Raw genomic sequence first — 17,988 nt, 5'->3', positions numbered from 1 at the left:
CTGGAGCGGGAAACGAGACTCGAACTCGCGACCCCGACCTTGGCAAGGTCGTGCTCTACCAACTGAGCTATTCCCGCGTCGTGATGGGTGCCATTCTAGCGAACTGCCAGGGAAGGTCAACCCCTTGATTCAAAAAAAGTTTTACTTCTGCTCGGAGCCTTCGCGCAGGTGCGGCCAGGCCGCCAGCAGGTAATGCACCATCGACACCAAAGTCAGGCCTGCGGCCACCAGCAACAGCCCGTAACCGAGTGCGACCCAGAAGGTCAGCACCGGCGGATTGCCCAGCAGAATGACCAGCGCCAGCATCTGCGCTGCGGTCTTCCACTTGCCCAGGTTCGACACCGCCACATGCGCCCTCGCCCCCAGCTCGGCCATCCACTCGCGCAATGCCGATACCACGATCTCACGTCCGATGATCACTGCGGCGGGCAGCGTCAGCCAGAAGTTGGCGTGCACCTGCACCAACAGTACCAGCGCCACGGCAACCATCAGTTTGTCGGCGACAGGATCCAGGAACGCCCCGAACGGCGTGCTTTGTTGAAGACGACGGGCCAGATAGCCATCGAGCCAGTCAGTCGCGGCGGCGATGGCGAACACGCTGCTGGCGGCTACGTAACTCCAGTGATAAGGCACGTAGAACAGCAGAATGAAGATCGGGATGAGCAGGACGCGTAGAACGGTGAGCAGGTTTGGAATATTCATCGGTACGACTGGCTGCGAGTTGAACCCGGCATTCTACTCGCTATGCAGGCTCGCATAAATCGACTCGGCAAGCTTTTTACTGATGCCAGGCGCCTTGGCAATCTCGTCGACACTGGCGCGATTGAGCTCCTGCAAGCCGCCGAAATGTTTCAGCAGGTCGCGGCGGCGCTTCGGTCCGACCCCTGCGACGTCTTCCAGACTTGACGTGCGGCGGGCCTTGCCGCGACGTGCGCGGTGACCAGTGATGGCAAAACGGTGCGCTTCATCGCGAATCTGCTGAATCAGGTGCAGTGCCAGTGAGTCGCCCTTGAGGGTGAATTCGTGGGCGACATCGTTGAGATACAACGTCTCGAACCCGGCCTTGCGGGTCACTCCCTTGGCCACCCCGAGCAAGGTGAGGTCACTCAGCGCCAGCTCCTGCATGACTTCACGCGCCATGTTCAACTGCCCCTTGCCGCCGTCGACCAACAGCACATCGGGCAACTTGCCCTCGCCGTCCTTGATTCGCCCGAAACGACGGGTCAGGGCCTGGTGCATGGCTGCATAATCGTCACCGGCAGTCACGCCTTCGATGTTGAAGCGACGATAGTCGGACTTGAGCGGGCCTTCCGGGCCGAACACCACGCATGAGGCCACGGTAGCCTCGCCGCTGGAGTGGCTGATGTCGTAGCACTCCAGGCGCTGCGGTACTTCCGGCAGGTTGAGCACCTGAGCCAAGGCTTCGAAACGCGCGGCCATGTGCTGGCGGTTGGCCAGACGCGCACTGAGCGCCTGCTCGGCGTTGGTCACTGCCAGTTGCTGCCAGCGCGCCCGAGTCCCTCGGACTCTATGGCTGATGGCGAGGTCGCGACCGCGCAAGGTCTGTACCGCTTCAGTGATGGCCTGGAAGTCCTCGTGGACCACATTGACGATCAGCTCCCCCGGCAGCTCTCGCTCGGCGTTGCCCAGATAGTACTGGGAGAGGAAGGCCGCCATGACTTCGGCCACCTCCTCCTCGATACCCACCTGCGGGAAGAAGTTCTTGCTCCCCAGCACCCGCCCGCCGCGTACGCTGATCAGGTGCACACAGGCCCCGCCCGGGTTGACGAAGGCAGCGACCACATCGACGTCGCCAGATCCCCCTTCCATGTACTGCTGGTCCTGAACCCGACGCAACAAGGCGATCTGGTCGCGCAGCTCGGCGGCCTTCTCGAAATTCAGCGCCATGGCAGCCTGTTCCATCTCGGCGTTGAGCTCGTTGCCCAGTTGCTGGCTACGCCCCTCGAGGAACATCACAGAATGGCGTACGTCTTCGGCATACTCCTCGGGTGCGACCAGGCCGACGCACGGCCCCTTGCAGCGCTTGATCTGATATTGCAGGCACGGACGGGTGCGGTTGGCGTAGTAACTGTCCTCGCACTGACGTACCGAGAACGCTTTCTGCAGCAGGCTCAGGCTTTCACGTATAGCCCCGGCGCTTGGATAAGGGCCGAAGTAGCGCCCCTTGGCTTTTTTCGGACCACGATGGATGCCCAAGCGTGGGAAATCGCCGTCGGAAAGGAAGACGTATGGGTAGGATTTGTCGTCGCGCAACAAAATGTTGTAGGGCGGACGCCACTCCTTGATCAGCGTCTGCTCGAGCAGAAGCGCCTCGGTCTCGTTGGCGGTGATGGTGGTTTCGACCTGAGCGATGCGCCCCACCAGGGCAGCCGTCTTCGGCGCCAGGCCAGTCTTGCGGAAATAGCTGGCCAGACGCTTCTTGAGGTTCTTGGCCTTGCCCACGTAGAGCAGCCGGGACTCGGCATCGAACATCCGGTACACGCCCGGGCGACCGCTACAGGTCGCCAGGAACGCGCTGGCATCAAAGAGTTGGGACATGGGGGATTACAGGCTTGCGTCAACCATACCGTGGCGAACGGCCAGCAATGTCAGTTCGACGTCGCTGGTGACCGAGAGTTTTTCGAAGATCCGATAACGGTAAGTATTGACGGTCTTGGGGGACAGACACAACTTGTCAGAGATGATCTGCACTTTCTGGCAGCCGACAATCATCAGGGCAATCTGGATTTCCCGCTCCGACAGCGTATCGAACGGTGACCCCTGAGGCTGGAACGATTTGAGTGCCAGCTGCTGGGCGATCTGCGGGCTGATATAGCGCTGCCCCGCAAAGGCCAGGCGGATGGCCTGGACCATTTCGTCGAGCCCCGCGCCCTTGGTCAGGTATCCCGCCGCGCCTGCCTGCAGCAAGCGCGTGGGGAACGGGTCTTCCTCGCACACGGTGACGGCCACCACTTTGGTGTCCGGGTGGCTGCGAAGCAATTTGCGCGTGGCTTCCAGACCACCGATTCCGGGCATCTTGACGTCCATGAGGACCACGTCCGGTTTCAGCTCACGGGCAAGCTTCAGAGCGGCCTCGCCCGAATCCGCCTCGCCGACCACTTGCAGGCCATCGATATCGGCCAGCATGCGCGTGATGCCGGTACGCACCAGATCGTGATCATCGACCACAACTACCCTAATCAAGCAGACACCTCGTCATGGGGGCGATTGGATCCGGCCACCTTAACAAAAAATTTCATCGCGAACCTAGCGCAAAGCGTCATTGACATATGGCTGCCGGTCCCCCCTTCGCAGGCGAGTATTTTCGTGGCTTTCGTGGTCTGCAGCCAGACGCCCGACCAGGTGCCAGATCGCCGCCCGATCGGCTGAAGTCAGTCGTCGCAAGATCCCCAGCAGTCGGCTCTCGTCGCCACTGAGGCTTTCCAATGGCGCTGGCGTGCGCAAGCCGCTGAGTACGTAAAGGGCATCGACGCCCTTGGCTGCGAGCGCAGCCAGATAATCGATGCGTGGCGTGCGTTCGCCGCTTTCGTATTTGCCCTGGGCGTTGGGCTCGACCCCGCCTATGTCGCCGAACACTCGCTGGGTCAATCCCAAACGTTCGCGCTCTTCCCTCAAACGCAGACCGAATCCTTTCATTCGACTCCCTTCCTCCCTCGATCAAATACACTTGGGCGCGTCCGGCACCCGGGCGAATAGCCACGAATCCAGTTGGCACTATGCACATTGGATCCAACCAATACAAGCTACCATTACGCCACTTGTCTAAACCTGTATCTACAAAACCCGTATGATGCGGAATCAAGACCTCGCACCCGCGACGATGACATTGCGCTGCATGCGAACGAAGCAGTCGTCCTCCCCCATTTCGACAAAGCCTGAACGTGCATAGAGTCGCCTGGCCGGGTTACTGCGAAACACCATCAGGCGCAGCAGCGGCAAACGACGTCGCGCTGCCCATTCGGCCAACTGCTCCAGTACCCACCCCCCGATGCCGTGCCCGCGGTGCTCGGGCAGCAGGTGCAGTTCGCGAATGAACAAGGCCTGACGGTCCTGGCTGAGGCTGCAGAAGCCCAGCACCTGCTCGCCCTCCTTCACCAGCCACTGCTCGCGCCAGCCCCAGGCTTCGTCAAAAGCCTCTTCGATCCACAACAGGTCGAACTCGCGGTAATACGGGAGCATGGCACGGCGCGTCAGATCGCGGGCGAAGGTCCGAGAGTCAGCAGTGGCCGGAACGAGTTCACGTGACATTGGGGTCATTGCATCGCTATCCGGCAAAATCATGGGCATGACACGTCGGCGAACTGCCCGGTCCCGCCTTGCACAGTTTGCGTGGCCACAAGCGATCGGCCAGCACGCGTTGGCCGTACTCAGGCGAAGCCGATTGATACACGCGTTTGCAACATATCATCGAATTCTCCGGCGCTATTTTCACCTTCAACCTACGATCTACATTGACCAAGGTCACGCGACAGCCACTCGACCGACACCACGCCGCTGACCCGCAGCCCCTTGCCGGAGACAAAAAAGAGGCCGCGCAGGCGGCCTCGATCAGGTCATCCCGGAATTTTCAGCCCACGCTGCACAGCAGGACGTTCCAGGAATTTTGCCAACACTCGCTGCACATCCTTGAACTGGTCAAAGCCCACCAGATCACGGGCGTTGTAGCGGTCCACCAGATTGCGCACCCAGGGGAAGATGGCGATATCGGCGATACTGTACTCATCGACCATCCACTCACGGCCCTTCAGGTGACGATCGAGCACCCCGAGCAGGCGCTTGGATTCGTTGACGTAACGATCACGCGGACGCTTGTCCTCGTAATCCTTGCCAGCGAAGAAATGGAAGAACCCCACCTGGCCAAACATGGGCCCGACGCCGCCCATCTGGAACATCAACCACTGCAAGGTCTGATAGCGCTGGGCGGGGTCCTGACTGAGCAACTTACCGGTCTTTTCTGCCAGGTACTGGAGAATCGCCCCCGACTCGAACAGCGGCAACGCCCGTCCATCCGGACCGGCAGGATCGAGAATCGCAGGAATCTTGTTGTTGGCGCTGAGCGAGATGAACTCGGGGGTCAACTGATCGTTGGTCTCGAAGCTGACCTTGTGCACCTCGTAGGGCAGGCCGATCTCTTCGAGCATGATCGAGACCTTGACGCCATTGGGTGTGGCCAGAGAATAGAGTTGCAAGCGCTCGGGGTGCTGCGCCGGCCACTTCTGCGTGATGGGAAATGCGGACAGATCGGTCATGGTCGATTCCGAATGCGAGGGGACCATCACTCTAGAACCAACGTCAATGTTTGACCATGGCCTTTTCGGTATCGAGGGTGACGCACCCGCACGGGTGCGCCCCCTGTCGTACGATCAATAGCGTGGCAGTACGGGCTGGGCACCGTTGGAGATGACCACTTCGACGCGCCGGTTGAGCTGGCGCGACTGTGCATCGGCATTGCTTGCTACCGGATACTCCTTGCCGTAGCCGGCAGTGACCATGCGATCACCGGCCACGCCCTGACGACGCAGGGCATTTGCCACCGCCGCCGCACGCTGCTCGGACAATCGCTGGTTGAGCGCATCGCTGCCAGTCGAGTCGGTGAAACCTTCGATCAGTACCTTGCGCTCTGGGTTCTGTTCCAGGTAATGCGCGAGTTGCTGGATGTTACGATGGCTGCCGCCACGCAGTTCGGCACGTCCTGTATCGAACAGCACATCGCCGAAGGTGATGACCGTGCCACGGTCACTGGGTTTGGCATTGAGGTTCTGCAACGCCTTGAGCTGGGCGGTCCGTACATCCAGACGCGCCTGGGTGCGCTGGGCTTCGATGCCCTGCAGGCCGGTTTCAGCCTGACGCAACAAGATGGTCTGCTCGGCAGTTTCGATCCTGCGGTTGGCAAGATAGGCGAGCTGAGTCACCTCGGCGCTCTTGCGGTTCTTGAGCGAAGCCTGCTCGGCTCGTCCCAGGGCGCTATAGGCCTCACGGGTTTCCAGTGCAGCAACGCGACTCGCCTCAGGCTTTGCCTGCAGCACCGAATACGCCTCACGCGCTTCAAGCAACCCAGGGTTTTCCGGAGTGGTACCACAACCGGCCAGCATCAGAGCGAGGACCGAGACACCCGGCAGCAAATGGAATTTCGACATGATGGTTCTCCTCAGCGGGGGGTAGCGGTGGCTTGCGGGGCTTCGAGCAATTCCTGCTTGAGCACCTCGATGCCTTGGCGGGCAGTGTCCAGCTGGGCTTTGGTCTTGCGTGCAGCAGCCTTGCGCTCGGCCAGACGGGCATCGGCCTCGGCCTGCTCGGCAAGTGTCTTCACCTGAGCGGCATTTTTCTCACCCAGCGCGCGCTCCATGGCGTTGAGTTTGTCCTGGGCAGCACGCATCTCCACCGGTGCTTACTGCGTGGCGTCAGCAGAGACCGCTCGGTTGACCGCGCTTCGGGTCAGCTCGATCTGCTCGCCAGGCATGACCGAACTGGCGCAGCCACTCAGGGCCAGAATCAGGCCGGCGGCAGGCAGGGACTTGATAGTGAATCGGGCAGGCATTGAACAACTCCTCGTGAGTTGACGACACACGAACACTGGGCTCCCTCCGTGTTCGTGCGGTGATGGTCGAAAGGATTCAGAGGGCACGGTCGATGTTCATGATGCGGGCGGTTTCAGCCGCTACGAGAGGGGAGCAATCGGTGAGAAACGTAGAACATCTATGCCAGTCTCTTGGAAAAGCATTGCAAGACTATTCCGCAGACCTTGAACACCACATGGGAATTATCCGAACCAACCACTAGGAATTTTCGACAAACCGCATGCTGCATCGGGTAGCCGATGGCTACCCGCCCCAACCGTTCAGCTACGCTCGTGCGCTTGCCGCTTGAGCTTTTCGGTGTCCACACGCACGAACACAGAATCGGCGCTGACGGTCAGCACATCCCCGGCCCAGACCTCGCAGATGACCCGGCTCTTGCGCCCGACCTCGCCTTCGACCCTGGCCTTGAGCAGAAGCTCAACGCCCATGGGCGTGGGCTTGAGGTAAGTCAGGTTGAGGATGCCGGTGACACAGTCGATACGCGGCAAGCTGCCCGGCTCGCGCCCTTCTGCCCGGTAGTGGTAGGCCATTGCGGTCCAGTTGGAATGGCAGTCCACCAGCATCGCCAGCAGGCCGCCATAGACCAATCCGGGCCAGCCGATGAAGTTACTGTCAGGCGAGTGCCGGCAGAGCAGGTGCACGCCGTCGCTGTCCCAGCGGCTCTGGATATGCAGGCCACTGGGGTGGGAACAACCGCAGCCATAGCAGGAGCCTTCGGGCGCCGCCAGTTGCTGGAGGGAGAGCGCTTTCTCGTTCATACGCTTCCTGTGCTTGTTGGAATGGGAAGGATGGTGGGAGGATGGTAGCGCTCCCCCCGTCCTTGTGCACTCACCTGCAGCGCCAACACAGGATGAGCGCAAGCGTCAAACGACTTGCACCCGACCAGACCTCTCTCGCCGCCGTGTCACGGAGATCAGCAGGATCACCGCCGTAACCCCGGCCGTCATCAAGGTTTCGTAGCGATAGGCATCGCTGAACAGCATGTACCCCAGCACCAGCACGATAGTCCCGATCACCAGCCAGGTGAGCCATGGGAACAACCACATCTTCAATGCAAGCTCCGTCCCCTCACGCTCAGCCCGCGCACGCATGCGCAGTTGCGAAACGGCAATCACCAGGTACACCAGCAGGGCGATGGCCCCCGTGGTCGACAAGAGGAAGCCGAACACCTTGCCCGGGAACACATAGTTGACGAAGCAGCCGGCGAAACCCGCCAAGGTCGACAGGATCACCGCTACGGTCGGCACACCGGCCCCGGAAATCCGCCGGGTCATGCTCGGCGCCTCGCCGCGAGCGCCCAACGAATAGAGCATCCGCGAGGCCGTGTAGAGCCCGGAGTTCATGCAACTGGTCACCGCCACCAACACCACCAGATCGACCACCAGCTTGGCGCCCGGCACATTGAGCACCTCAAGCACGCGCTGGAACGAGCCCACTGCCTTGAGCCCCGGATCGTTCCAAGCCACCAGCGATACCACCAGAAAGATCGAAGCCAGGTAGAAGATGGCGATGCGGTACACCACCAGGTTGGTGGCGCGACGGATCTTTTCCTTGGGGTTGGCGGTTTCATCGGCGGCAATGGTGACGATCTCGGCACCGAAGAACGAGAAGATCGTGATCAGCACGCCCCCCAGCACCGTGCCGAAGCCATTGGGCATGAAGCCTCCGTTGGCCCACAACTGACTGACACCTGAGACCTTGGCCAACGGCCAGACACCGAACAGTGCCAGGCTGCAGATGATGATGAAGGCGAGAATCGCGACCACCTTGATCAACGCGAACCAGTACTCGAAGGCGCCGAAGTTCTTCACGCTGACCAGGTTGGTCCCCGACAGCAGCACCATGATCAGGAAGGCGAATAGCCAGGACGGCACATCGGGAAAATAGGCATGGAGGATGTCGGCGCCAGCGATCGCCTCGACCGGGATGATCAATACCCAGAACCACCAGTACAGCCAGCCGATGGTGAAACCGGCCCAAGGTCCGATGGCCTCGGTGGCGTAGGTGGAAAACGAACCGCTGTTGGGGTTGGCGATAGCCATTTCGCCAAGCATGCGCATCACCAGCAGCACCAGCAGGCCGGTCATGGCATAGGAAATGAGGATCGCCGGACCTGCCGTGGCGATGGCGTTGGAGGAGCCGATGAACAAGCCGGCACCAATGATGCCAGCGATGGAAATCATGGACACCTGGCGCGAAGTCAGGCCGTGCTGCAGCGAACGCTGTTTCTTTTGTTGAGACGATGCCATGGGGAACCCTCTGATGGGTCGGCCGCCGCAAAAGGCGGCGATGAGTCTGAGCAGATTTTGTTGTAGGTCTGTGCAGTTGTTTCTTGTTGTTGTGCAGTTTTCGCTGTCACTGCGCACAGGACAGGAAGTTGGGAATAAGGGGTGCTTTTTCTCTTGCCTCTCCATCGGGTTGTAATCGTTGATCCAGGTCAGTATTAATCTATAGGCGTGGCTCAACAAACGACCTTTTAGAAACACATGATTCCGTTTTGGAATGCATTTCTTATTTTTCCTGCCTGGTAACGCCTGTCATGTCCAAACGCCTGATGCCCTCCACCACCGCCCTGCAATGCTTCGAGGCAGCCGCCCGCCACCTTAGCTTTACCCGTGCGGCGCAGGAGTTGCACCTCACCCAGAGCGCGGTGAGCAAACAGGTCGCACAGCTCGAGGACATGTTGTCCCACCCGCTGTTCCAGCGTATTCGCCGACGCCTGCACCTGACCCCGGCAGGCGCGCTGTACCTCACCGAAGTGAACAAGATCCTCACCCAGATCGACATCTCCAGCCGCTACATCCTCAGCTACGGCGACGAGACCGAAGTCCTGCGTATCGCCACTCAACCCACCTTCGGCGCGCGCTGGCTGGTGCCCCACCTCAAGGGTTTCGGCGAACGCCATTCGCGCATCCACCTGGACGTCCGTAACGAACTGGAGCCATTCGACCTCGTGCAGGCCAAGGTCGATATCGCGTTCTTCTTTGGCCAGGGCACCTGGCCCGGCGCCACTTGCCTTGAGCTGTTCAGCGAGGAGGTGGTGCCGGTGTGCGCACCACAACTGTTGCAGGCACATGCTTTCGACAGTGCCCAGTCGCTGACCGAGCACCGTCTGCTGCAATGCGCATCGAGGCCCGAAGCCTGGCACGAGTGGTTCCTTGGGCTGGGGCTGCACAGCCAGAACAGCTACCACGGCCCACGCTTCGACACCTTCTACCTGTGCATCCGCGCAGCCATCGCAGGCTGCGGGATTGCCCTGATTCCGCGTTACCTGGTGGCCGAGGAACTAAGCGAAGGCAAGCTGGTGGTGCCGTGGAATCATCCGGTGGCGAGCAATGGCCGGCACTTCATGGCCCATGCCGAGCATGCGGCCGAGGTGCCCAAGGTAAAGGCCTTTGTGGAGTGGATCCTGGAACGGGCAGCTGAAGAGGGTTAAAAGTCGAACTTCGAGAATCCAAGGAATGATCCCAATCGAATAATTCGTTTGCCGAACACACATTCATCGCGCTTGGATAATAAGAAATTCGAACAAGGTTCCGCGCGTCCATGAATCAGGAAAGTATCAGCCAGTCCATCGCCATCGTTCACCCGATCACACTTTCCCATGGCCGCAACGCCGAAGTATGGGATACCGACGACAAGCGCTATATCGACTTCGTCGGCGGTATCGGCGTGCTCAACCTGGGCCACTGCAACCCGGCAGTGGTCGAGGCCATTCAGCACCAGGCCGCCCGCCTGACCCATTACGCCTTCAACGCCGCCCCCCATGCACCCTATGTTGCGGTCATGGAGCAGTTGAGCGCGTTCGTGCCGGTGAGCTACCCGCTTGCAGGCATGCTCACCAACAGCGGCGCCGAAGCTGCGGAGAACGCATTGAAGGTGGCCCGTGGCGCCACCGGCAAGCGGGCCGTCATCGCCTTCGATGGTGGATTCCATGGCCGCACCCTGGCCACCCTCAACCTCAACGGCAAGGTCGCCCCCTACAAGCAACGCGTGGGTGAGCTGCCGGGGCCGGTCTACCACCTACCCTACCCCAGCGCCGACACCGGCGTGACCTGCGACCAGGCGCTCAAGGCCATGGAGCGGCTGTTCGCCGTCGAGATCGCGGTCGAGGATGTGGCAGCCTTCATCCTGGAACCGGTGCAAGGCGAAGGCGGCTTCCTCGCGCTGGACCCCACCTTCGCCCAGGCCCTGCGCCGCTTCTGCGACCAGCATGGCATTCTCATCATCATCGACGAGATCCAGTCCGGTTTCGGACGCACCGGCCAGCGCTTCGCCTTCCCACGCCTGGGCATCGAGCCAGATCTTCTGTTGCTGGCCAAGAGCATCGCCGGCGGCATGCCGCTGGGTGCAGTGGTCGGCCGACGTGAACTGCTGGATGCCCTGCCCAAGGGCGGGCTTGGCGGCACCTATTCAGGTAATCCCATCGCCTGTGCCGCGGCCCTGGCCAGCCTGGCGCAGATGACCGACGAGAACCTCGCCACCTGGGGCGAGCGTCAGGAGCAGGCCATCGTGAGGCGCTTCGAACACTGGAAAAGTAGCGGCCTGTGCCCCTACCTTGGGCGCCTGACCGGCGTCGGCGCGATGCGCGGGATCGAGTTCGTCAACACCGATGGCAGCCCAGCGCCAGCGCAGCTGGCCAAGGTAATGGAGACTGCGCGAGCCAAGGGGTTGCTACTGATGCCCAGTGGCAAGGCCCGCCACATCATTCGTCTGCTGGCACCGCTGACCATCGAAACCGAGGTGCTCGAGGAAGGGCTGGATATCCTCGAACAGTGCCTGACCGCACTGGACTGAGACTCAGAGCCCCAGTTCTTCTGGGGTGAGCATGTCGGACTCGAAGGCGATCCAGCCGCCTTCGAGCTCGGCGTGGCCATTGACGATCGGGCCGTAATAGGTCAGACCGTTCTCAAGCGTGACGCAGATGTGCGTGGCCGACTTTTCAGGCGCCGCGAGCGTACCGACGAAATGCACCTTCTTCAGCGTTTCGGTCACCGCCTCGAGACCGATGCGCATGCCCGGGTTCTCCGAGGCCTCGGCGTCCCCGCCACGGTCTTCGGCGCTGACAGTCACAGTGGCGATGTAGGGGTACTTGGTGCTCAAGCGGGGTTACCTCGGGTGGATAGTCGTGTGGGCGCGTAGAGTACGGCAGGTGATCCCTGTTGTCTCTACTGGCCTCTTCGCGGGATGGCCTGCAACAGGTGATCTGCCCCCCTCGATCTGTTAGGGTGCCGGGCGATGCACGCCATACCAGACGAGGACACCACGTGAGCGCCGAAGAACCCCTGATCGCCGACCTGTTCGAGGTCGACAAACGCCTGACCCTCAAGCCCGTCGTGGACTTCAACACCTACCTGCGCAACGCCTTTGGCGACGGCGCGTGCCGCTGTCATCGCTGCGTCGAGCTGAACGGCGACGAAAGCAGCTACAGCCACCGCCACACCTTCGAGTTCGATGGCCGCCCGATGCACCGGCGCTTCGCCAACACCGCAGGCAGCGATGTATTGCAAGCCTTGAAGAAAGCCTGGCTGTCATACACCAAGAACGACCTGCCCCTGCTCGGCCAGCTGGATCTGCACACCCTGCGCACCTTCACCGAAACGAACCTGCATGAGCGGCTTGTGGCCCTGCTCCCGGCCAGCGGCCTGGCGCGCGAGGTCGAAGGTACTTGGGTGCTGCAAGCCCAGGCCGACTGACAGCCCGGCGGCGCAGCAGGATTCTCCCGGTCTGCTACCGTGGGAGAATCCTCACCTGCAGGTGACCTGCCATGGCCCGCACAACCCCCATCGAGCTGTACCGCAATATCGGCATCGTCGCCCACGTCGATGCCGGCAAGACCACCACAACGGAACGCATCCTGTTCTACACCGGGGTCAACCACAAGATGGGCGAGGTCCACGACGGCGCCGCGACCATGGACTGGATGGCCCAGGAGCAGGAACGCGGCATCACCATCACCTCGGCGGCGACCACGGCGTTCTGGCAAGGCTCGACCAAGCAATTCGCCGACAAGTACCGCTTCAACATCATCGATACGCCCGGCCACGTCGACTTCACCATCGAGGTGGAGCGTTCGCTGCGCGTGCTCGATGGCGCAGTGGTGGTCTTCAGCGGCGCCGACGGGGTCGAGCCGCAGTCCGAGACGGTATGGCGCCAGGCCAACAAGTACCACGTGCCACGCCTGGCCTATATCAACAAGATGGACCGCCAGGGTGCGGACTTTCTGCGTGTGGTGAAGCAGATCGACCAGCGCCTGGGCCACCACCCGGTGCCCATCCAGTTGGCCATCGGCAGCGAAGAAAACTTCATCGGCCAGATCGACCTGGTGAAGATGAAGGCCATCTACTGGAACGACGCCGACCAGGGCACCAGCTACCGCGAAGAACCGATTCCCGCCGAACTGCAGGCCCTGGCCGACGAATGGCGCGCGCACATGGTCGAGGCCGCGGCCGAAGCCAATGACGAACTGACCCTTAAGTTTCTTGAAGGCGAAGAGCTGAGCATCGACGAGATCAAGGCCGCGCTGCGTCAACGCACCATCGCCAACGAGATCGTACCGACCATCCTTGGCTCCTCGTTCAAGAACAAGGGCGTGCCACTGATGCTCGATGCGGTGATCGACTACCTCCCCGCCCCCAGCGAAATCCCTGCAATCAAGGGCACCGACCCGGACGACGAGGAAAAGCACCTCGAGCGCCATGCCGACGACAAGGAACCGTTCTCCGCACTCGCGTTCAAGATCGCCACCGACCCCTTCGTCGGCACCCTGACCTTCGCCCGCGTCTACTCCGGCGTACTCAGCTCCGGCAATGCGGTGCTCAACTCGGTCAAGGGCAAGAAGGAACGCATCGGCCGCATGGTCCAGATGCACGCCAACCAGCGTGCCGAAATCAAAGACGTGTGCGCGGGCGACATCGCCGCGCTGATCGGCATGAAGGACGTGACCACCGGCGACACCCTGTGCGACATCGACAAGCCGATCATCCTCGAGCGCATGGACTTCCCGGACCCGGTGATCTCCGTCGCAGTCGAGCCGAAAACCAAGGCCGACCAGGAGAAGATGGGGATCGCCCTGGGCAAGCTCGCGCAGGAAGACCCCTCGTTCCGCGTGCGCACCGACGAAGAGACCGGGCAGACCATCATCTCCGGCATGGGCGAGCTGCACCTGGACATCATCGTCGACCGCATGCGCCGGGAGTTCAACGTCGAGGCCAATATCGGCAAACCACAGGTCGCCTACCGCGAAAAAATCCGCAACACCTGCGAGATCGAAGGCCGCTTCGTCCGACAGTCTGGCGGACGCGGCCAGTATGGCCACTGCTGGATACGCTTCGCCCCGGGCGACGAAGGCCAGGAAGGCTTGGAGTTCATCAATGAGATCGTCGGCGGCGTGGTGCCGCGCGAATACATCCCGGCGATCCAGAAAGGCATCGAGGAGCAGATGAAGAACGGCGTGCTCGCCGGGTATCCCCTGATCAACCTCAAGGCCGCAGTGTTCGACGGTTCCTACCACGACGTCGACTCCAACGAAATGGCCTACAAGATTGCCGCGTCCATGGCGACCAAGCAGCTGTCTCAAAAAGGCGGCGCAGTGTTGCTGGAGCCGGTGATGAAGGTCGAAGTGGTAACGCCGGAGGAGTACCAGGGCGACATTCTGGGCGACCTCAGCCGTCGCCGCGGGATGATCCAGGATGGTGACGAGACGCCCGCCGGCAAGGTGATTCGCGCCGAGGTGCCATTGGGCGAGATGTTCGGATACGCCACCTCGATGCGCTCGATGACCCAAGGCCGGGCCAGCTTCTCGATGGAGTTCACGCGCTATGCGGAGGCGCCGGCGAGTATCGCCGATGGCATCGTGAAGAAGAACCGGGGGGAATAGCTCAGGCGACCTCATCGCGGGACCCGGACTTGCCCCGCGATGGCGTCGGTCTCGCCGACTCAGAACCTCAATGCTGCTCGCCTGCCCGCCGCAACAGCTTCTTGCACCGCTCCGACAGATGCACCACGCGCAGGTGCTTGCCCGCACGGGAATACCGCTCGCGCAGGGTCTTCAACGCGGCGATCGCCGAGTAGTCGACGAAACTCAGGTGCTTGCAGTCCAGCGTCACGCTCTGCGGATCCTGCGCCGGATCGAACTGCTCGAGAAACGGTGTGGTCGAGGCGAAGAACAAGGTGCCGTGCACTTGGTAAATCTTGCCGCCCTGGCCGTCCTCGTGGCTATCGGCATACAGCTCACGAGCATGCTGCCAGGCGAAGTTGATGGCCGCGATGACAATCCCGAACAGCACCGCAGTGGCCAGATCCGTCAGTACCGTGACCACCGTTACTGCAATGATCGCCAACACATCGCTTTTCGGCACCTTGTGCAGCACTCGCAGCGACGCCCAGGCAAAGGTCTGCTGCGCCACGACGAACATCACCCCGACCAGTGCGGCCAGCGGAATACGCTCGATCAGCGGCGACAGGAACAACACGAACAGCAGGATCATCACCCCCGCCACCACGCCCGACAGCCGACCGCGGCCATTGGAACTCAGGTTGATCACGGTCTGGCCGATCATCGCGCAGCCGCCCATGCCACCGCACAGCCCCGACACCATGTTGGCCGCGCCCAGGGCCACACATTCACGATCAGGGAAACCGCGGCTCTCGGTGATCTCATCGGTGAGATTGAGGGTCAGCAGGGTTTCCAGCAGACCGACCATGGCCATCAACAGCGCATAGGGGGCGATGATCTTGAGCGTCTCGAGGTTCCAGGGCACCTCCGGCCAGGCCAGTTGCGGCAGGCCACCGGCGATGTGCGCCATGTCGCCGAGGGTGCGGGTCGGCAGCTCGAGCAGGTAGACCAGCAGGCCCACACCGAGAATAGCCACCAGCGCAGGCGGCACCGCGCGGGTCAGCTTCGGCAGTACGTAGACCACCAGCATCGTCAGGGCTACCAGACCGACCATCAGCAGCAGCGGCTTCCCGCCGAGCCAGTGCTCGCCGTCCTTGAAATGCTCGAGCTGGGCCATGGCGATGACGATGGCCAGGCCATTGACGAAGCCAAGCATCACCGGGTACGGCACCAGCCGCACCAGCTTGCCAAGGCGCAGCACGCCGAACAGAATCATCACGATCCCGCCAAGCAGCACCGTGGCCAGCAGATACTGGGCACCGTGCTGCACGACCAGTGCGACGATCACCACCGCCATCGACCCGGCTGCGCCGGAGATCATTCCTGGGCGACCGCCGAACAACGCGGTCAGCGTGCAAATGATGAAGGCACCGTAGAGCCCCATCAGCGGATTGAGGTGCGCCACCAGGGCAAAGGCGATGCACTCGGGCACCAGGGCGAAGGAGGTGGTCAGGCCAGCGAGGACGTCGGCGCGAAGTCGGGCGGGTTTCATGTAGATCCTGTGAAGTGTCCAGTCATGGCGACGGCGCGCGCGCAATGGGAGCAACCCATCACCCACGCAGAAGCAAAAACGAAGGGCGCGATGTTACGGAATTTGTCTGACAGCGGCCACCGCCGCTCTGCTCAGCGCACCCGCTCCCGGCTCTGCACCGCAAGATCCAGCGCGCGGTGCATGTCCAGTCGTGCCGAGCGGCCCAGGTCGGGATCATTGAGACGACCATTGCGCTCCGACGGCAGGATCGGCGCAGTCAGGTCCTCGGCATCCATCGCCTCGAAGTCCTGTTCAGAGCCCATGGTCAGGGAGCTGCGGCGCAGCAACATACGCACCTGCTCGGGCGTAAGCTGCGGATTGATCGACAACATCGCTGCCACCGTCGAAGCCACCAACGGCGTCGCGTAGGACGTACCGCAGTGCGGCTTGCCAGCATCGGCAGGTTGCAGACAGGCCGCTGCACTGACATCCACACGCATGTCGACATTGGAGCTGCGGCGCTTGACCACATGCTGCGGATCCTCGACCGCGGTGTCGCGCTCGCCGCGTTGATGCCCGCCCACCACCAGCAACTGCTCGGTCACGAACGACGATGGCAAACGGTATTCATCAGTGCCAGACCATGACGAGCCATTGCCCGCCGAATTGACCACCACCACATCCGGGTGCTCGCTGCGCAGCCATAGGAAGAATTCCTCGAGCAACTCCTCGTAGCCACTCATGGCCAACCCCGAGCGCACCAGCGAATCGACCTCGTCGCCCTCCACGTTTTTGGCGCCCACGCGGTGGATACCCCAACTCCAGTTGAGCACCCGTACGCCGTCCTCGACCAGGTTGACCGACGCGGCGATGTTGGCGGTGATACCTGCATCCGAGTTGCGCTCGACGATCACCTCGAACCCGGGGCTGGCCTTGCCCAGGCCGCTGAGAAAGCCACCTCCCGCCCCCTCCCCGCGCCCGGCCAGGATACCGGCGACGTGGCTGCCGTGGCTCTGCGCACGTGCGCCGTCGCGGCCGTAAAGGCAGGTCTGTCTTGGCCAGCAGGCGCCGCGATAAACCTGAAAGGGCGCAGCGTCGAAATCCAGCTCGCGCTCGATCACGCCCACACGTATCGGCTGTACAGGCACGTTCGAGGCCGGGACTCGGCGCTGGTAGTAGTACAGGGCATCCGTGAAACGATTGGCCGCCCACTCATCGGCCTGGTCGATGACCGTAGCCTTGCCGCCCTCGCCTTCCTCACCTCGCTCCGGCGCCGACTCTTCGACGATCACCGCGTCCACGCTTATCTCGCTGCCCATGCGCAGGATCATCGCATCGCGCTGTACAAGATCACGTACCGGAAGGCGCAGTTGGTAGACGTTCAACGGCGGGATCGCCCCCACCACCTGCGCACCATATTTGTTGGCGATACGTTGCGCCTCCTCGCGCCCGTTGTGCTTTTCCTCGATCAACAGGCTGACCAGGTCGAGGTAGGTGGTCAGGCCGTCCATGTTCCTGGCCACCTCGTGCGAGCCTGCGGCGACCACATGGCTGCGCTGGCGAGTGAGCCAGACCGGATTGCTTTTCTGCCCGCTGACCTGCAGCCACAAAGCAGCGCTCGGACCGGGCTGGTCGAGCGTGAACTCGAGCCTGTCGCCCTCGCGCTGCACGGCATTGGCAGGCAAGGCCCGGTCACCCAGCCACACCTGTGGAGCCTGGTGCTCCAGACCTTGCGCGCGCAGGCACCAGTGCTGCGAGGCCTCGGACAGCAAATCGCCGCAGCGCTGCAACTGCTGGATGCGCGGTTCGGCGATGGCACTCTGTCCAAGAACAAGCAACAACAAAGGTAGGTAGTGCTTCATGCTGAAGGTCTGCAATGGTCTTTTTGCTGCGACCCCAGCGCTCAGGCGATGGTTCAGCTGTTGACGGTAGCCCTCGAAAGCTCCGCAGCCGCACTGCAAATTTCAAATCCCTGTGATCCAGACACGGCACAATGCTGGCAAATTTGCCATCATGTCTAT

At 61.9% G+C, this 17,988-nt stretch carries 19 protein-coding genes and 1 tRNA gene; 4 read left to right on the top strand and 16 right to left on the bottom strand.

What is annotated here, in order from left to right; all coding sequences use genetic code 11:
- Nucleotide 1: 1 nt before the first annotated feature.
- The 13 genes from AC2CGW_RS16465 to AC2CGW_RS16405 all read right to left on the bottom strand — a co-directional run bounded on the left by AC2CGW_RS16465 (nt 2) and on the right by AC2CGW_RS16405 (nt 8,848).
- Nucleotides 2–77: transfer RNA gene (locus tag AC2CGW_RS16465), tRNA-Gly, on the bottom strand.
- Nucleotides 78–141: 64 nt separating this feature from the next.
- Nucleotides 142–702: a CDP-diacylglycerol--glycerol-3-phosphate 3-phosphatidyltransferase gene (gene pgsA, locus AC2CGW_RS16460; RefSeq protein ID WP_054892720.1), complete on the bottom strand. Its 561-nt coding sequence runs from the start codon at nt 700–702 to the stop codon at nt 142–144.
- 33 nt (nt 703–735) lie between these two features.
- Entirely contained in the window at nt 736–2,559 is a 1,824-nt protein-coding gene (uvrC, locus tag AC2CGW_RS16455) for an excinuclease ABC subunit UvrC (protein WP_186669748.1), read from the bottom strand.
- Between the two features lie 6 nt (nt 2,560–2,565).
- Complete coding sequence (gene gacA / locus AC2CGW_RS16450; RefSeq protein WP_186711131.1) at nt 2,566–3,204, bottom strand: response regulator transcription factor GacA; 639 nt, start codon at nt 3,202–3,204, stop codon at nt 2,566–2,568.
- 63 nt (nt 3,205–3,267) lie between these two features.
- Nucleotides 3,268–3,657, bottom strand: coding sequence for a helix-turn-helix domain-containing protein (locus AC2CGW_RS16445; protein WP_186669752.1), 390 nt, complete (start codon nt 3,655–3,657; stop codon nt 3,268–3,270).
- A gap of 162 nt (nt 3,658–3,819) precedes the next feature.
- Complete coding sequence (locus AC2CGW_RS16440) at nt 3,820–4,269, bottom strand: GNAT family N-acetyltransferase (protein WP_484574313.1); 450 nt, start codon at nt 4,267–4,269, stop codon at nt 3,820–3,822.
- 16 nt (nt 4,270–4,285) lie between these two features.
- A complete protein-coding gene (locus AC2CGW_RS16435) occupies nt 4,286–4,429 on the bottom strand; it encodes a DUF488 family protein, N3 subclade (protein ID WP_484574306.1) in 144 nt (47 codons plus the stop codon).
- A 145-nt stretch (nt 4,430–4,574) separates the two neighbouring features.
- Entirely contained in the window at nt 4,575–5,270 is a 696-nt protein-coding gene (locus tag AC2CGW_RS16430) for a glutathione S-transferase N-terminal domain-containing protein (protein ID WP_411384215.1), read from the bottom strand.
- Between the two features lie 114 nt (nt 5,271–5,384).
- The gene (locus AC2CGW_RS16425; RefSeq protein ID WP_288375345.1) at nt 5,385–6,158 is read right to left on the bottom strand and encodes an OmpA family protein; all 774 of its coding nucleotides are present in this window, start codon (nt 6,156–6,158) and stop codon (nt 5,385–5,387) included.
- 11 nt (nt 6,159–6,169) lie between these two features.
- Nucleotides 6,170–6,397: a DUF4398 domain-containing protein gene (locus AC2CGW_RS16420; protein WP_484574305.1), complete on the bottom strand. Its 228-nt coding sequence runs from the start codon at nt 6,395–6,397 to the stop codon at nt 6,170–6,172.
- Nucleotides 6,398–6,409: 12 nt separating this feature from the next.
- Nucleotides 6,410–6,559 carry a hypothetical protein gene (locus AC2CGW_RS16415; protein ID WP_484574304.1) on the bottom strand — a complete coding sequence of 50 codons (150 nt, stop codon included), beginning with the start codon at nt 6,557–6,559 and terminating at the stop codon, nt 6,410–6,412.
- 300 nt (nt 6,560–6,859) lie between these two features.
- Entirely contained in the window at nt 6,860–7,357 is a 498-nt protein-coding gene (locus tag AC2CGW_RS16410) for a PaaI family thioesterase (protein ID WP_484574303.1), read from the bottom strand.
- A 105-nt stretch (nt 7,358–7,462) separates the two neighbouring features.
- On the bottom strand, nt 7,463–8,848 hold the full coding sequence (locus AC2CGW_RS16405; RefSeq protein ID WP_186669762.1) for an amino acid permease: 1,386 nt from the start codon (nt 8,846–8,848) through the stop codon (nt 7,463–7,465).
- Between the two features lie 290 nt (nt 8,849–9,138).
- Here AC2CGW_RS16405 and gcvA point away from each other — a divergent pair, with 290 nt between their 5' ends.
- A complete protein-coding gene (gcvA, locus tag AC2CGW_RS16400) occupies nt 9,139–10,035 on the top strand; it encodes a transcriptional regulator GcvA (protein ID WP_484574302.1) in 897 nt (298 codons plus the stop codon).
- 110 nt (nt 10,036–10,145) lie between these two features.
- Nucleotides 10,146–11,396: a 2-aminoadipate transaminase gene (locus AC2CGW_RS16395; protein ID WP_186669764.1), complete on the top strand. Its 1,251-nt coding sequence runs from the start codon at nt 10,146–10,148 to the stop codon at nt 11,394–11,396.
- A gap of 3 nt (nt 11,397–11,399) precedes the next feature.
- On the opposite strand, the gene AC2CGW_RS16390 is transcribed toward AC2CGW_RS16395, so the two are convergent.
- Complete coding sequence (locus AC2CGW_RS16390) at nt 11,400–11,702, bottom strand: hypothetical protein (protein WP_063544334.1); 303 nt, start codon at nt 11,700–11,702, stop codon at nt 11,400–11,402.
- Nucleotides 11,703–11,866: 164 nt separating this feature from the next.
- Here AC2CGW_RS16390 and AC2CGW_RS16385 point away from each other — a divergent pair, with 164 nt between their 5' ends.
- Both AC2CGW_RS16385 and fusA read left to right on the top strand, forming a co-directional pair.
- Nucleotides 11,867–12,295: a hypothetical protein gene (locus AC2CGW_RS16385; protein ID WP_186711466.1), complete on the top strand. Its 429-nt coding sequence runs from the start codon at nt 11,867–11,869 to the stop codon at nt 12,293–12,295.
- Between the two features lie 71 nt (nt 12,296–12,366).
- Complete coding sequence (gene fusA / locus AC2CGW_RS16380; RefSeq protein ID WP_411384210.1) at nt 12,367–14,478, top strand: elongation factor G; 2,112 nt, start codon at nt 12,367–12,369, stop codon at nt 14,476–14,478.
- A 67-nt stretch (nt 14,479–14,545) separates the two neighbouring features.
- Here the strand turns inward: fusA and AC2CGW_RS16375 are convergent, their stop codons facing one another.
- Together AC2CGW_RS16375 and AC2CGW_RS16370 are read right to left on the bottom strand one after the other, a co-directional pair.
- Nucleotides 14,546–15,988, bottom strand: coding sequence for a SulP family inorganic anion transporter (locus tag AC2CGW_RS16375; protein WP_186669772.1), 1,443 nt, complete (start codon nt 15,986–15,988; stop codon nt 14,546–14,548).
- A 131-nt stretch (nt 15,989–16,119) separates the two neighbouring features.
- Entirely contained in the window at nt 16,120–17,829 is a 1,710-nt protein-coding gene (locus tag AC2CGW_RS16370) for a S8/S53 family peptidase (protein ID WP_186722390.1), read from the bottom strand.
- Nucleotides 17,830–17,988 lie beyond the last annotated feature (159 nt).

It is taken from the genome of Pseudomonas sp. SYWMCR5 (assembly GCF_057197165.1).
The sequence above is the reverse complement of the archived record's forward strand: the minus strand, read 5'-3'. Positions and strand labels throughout refer to the sequence as shown.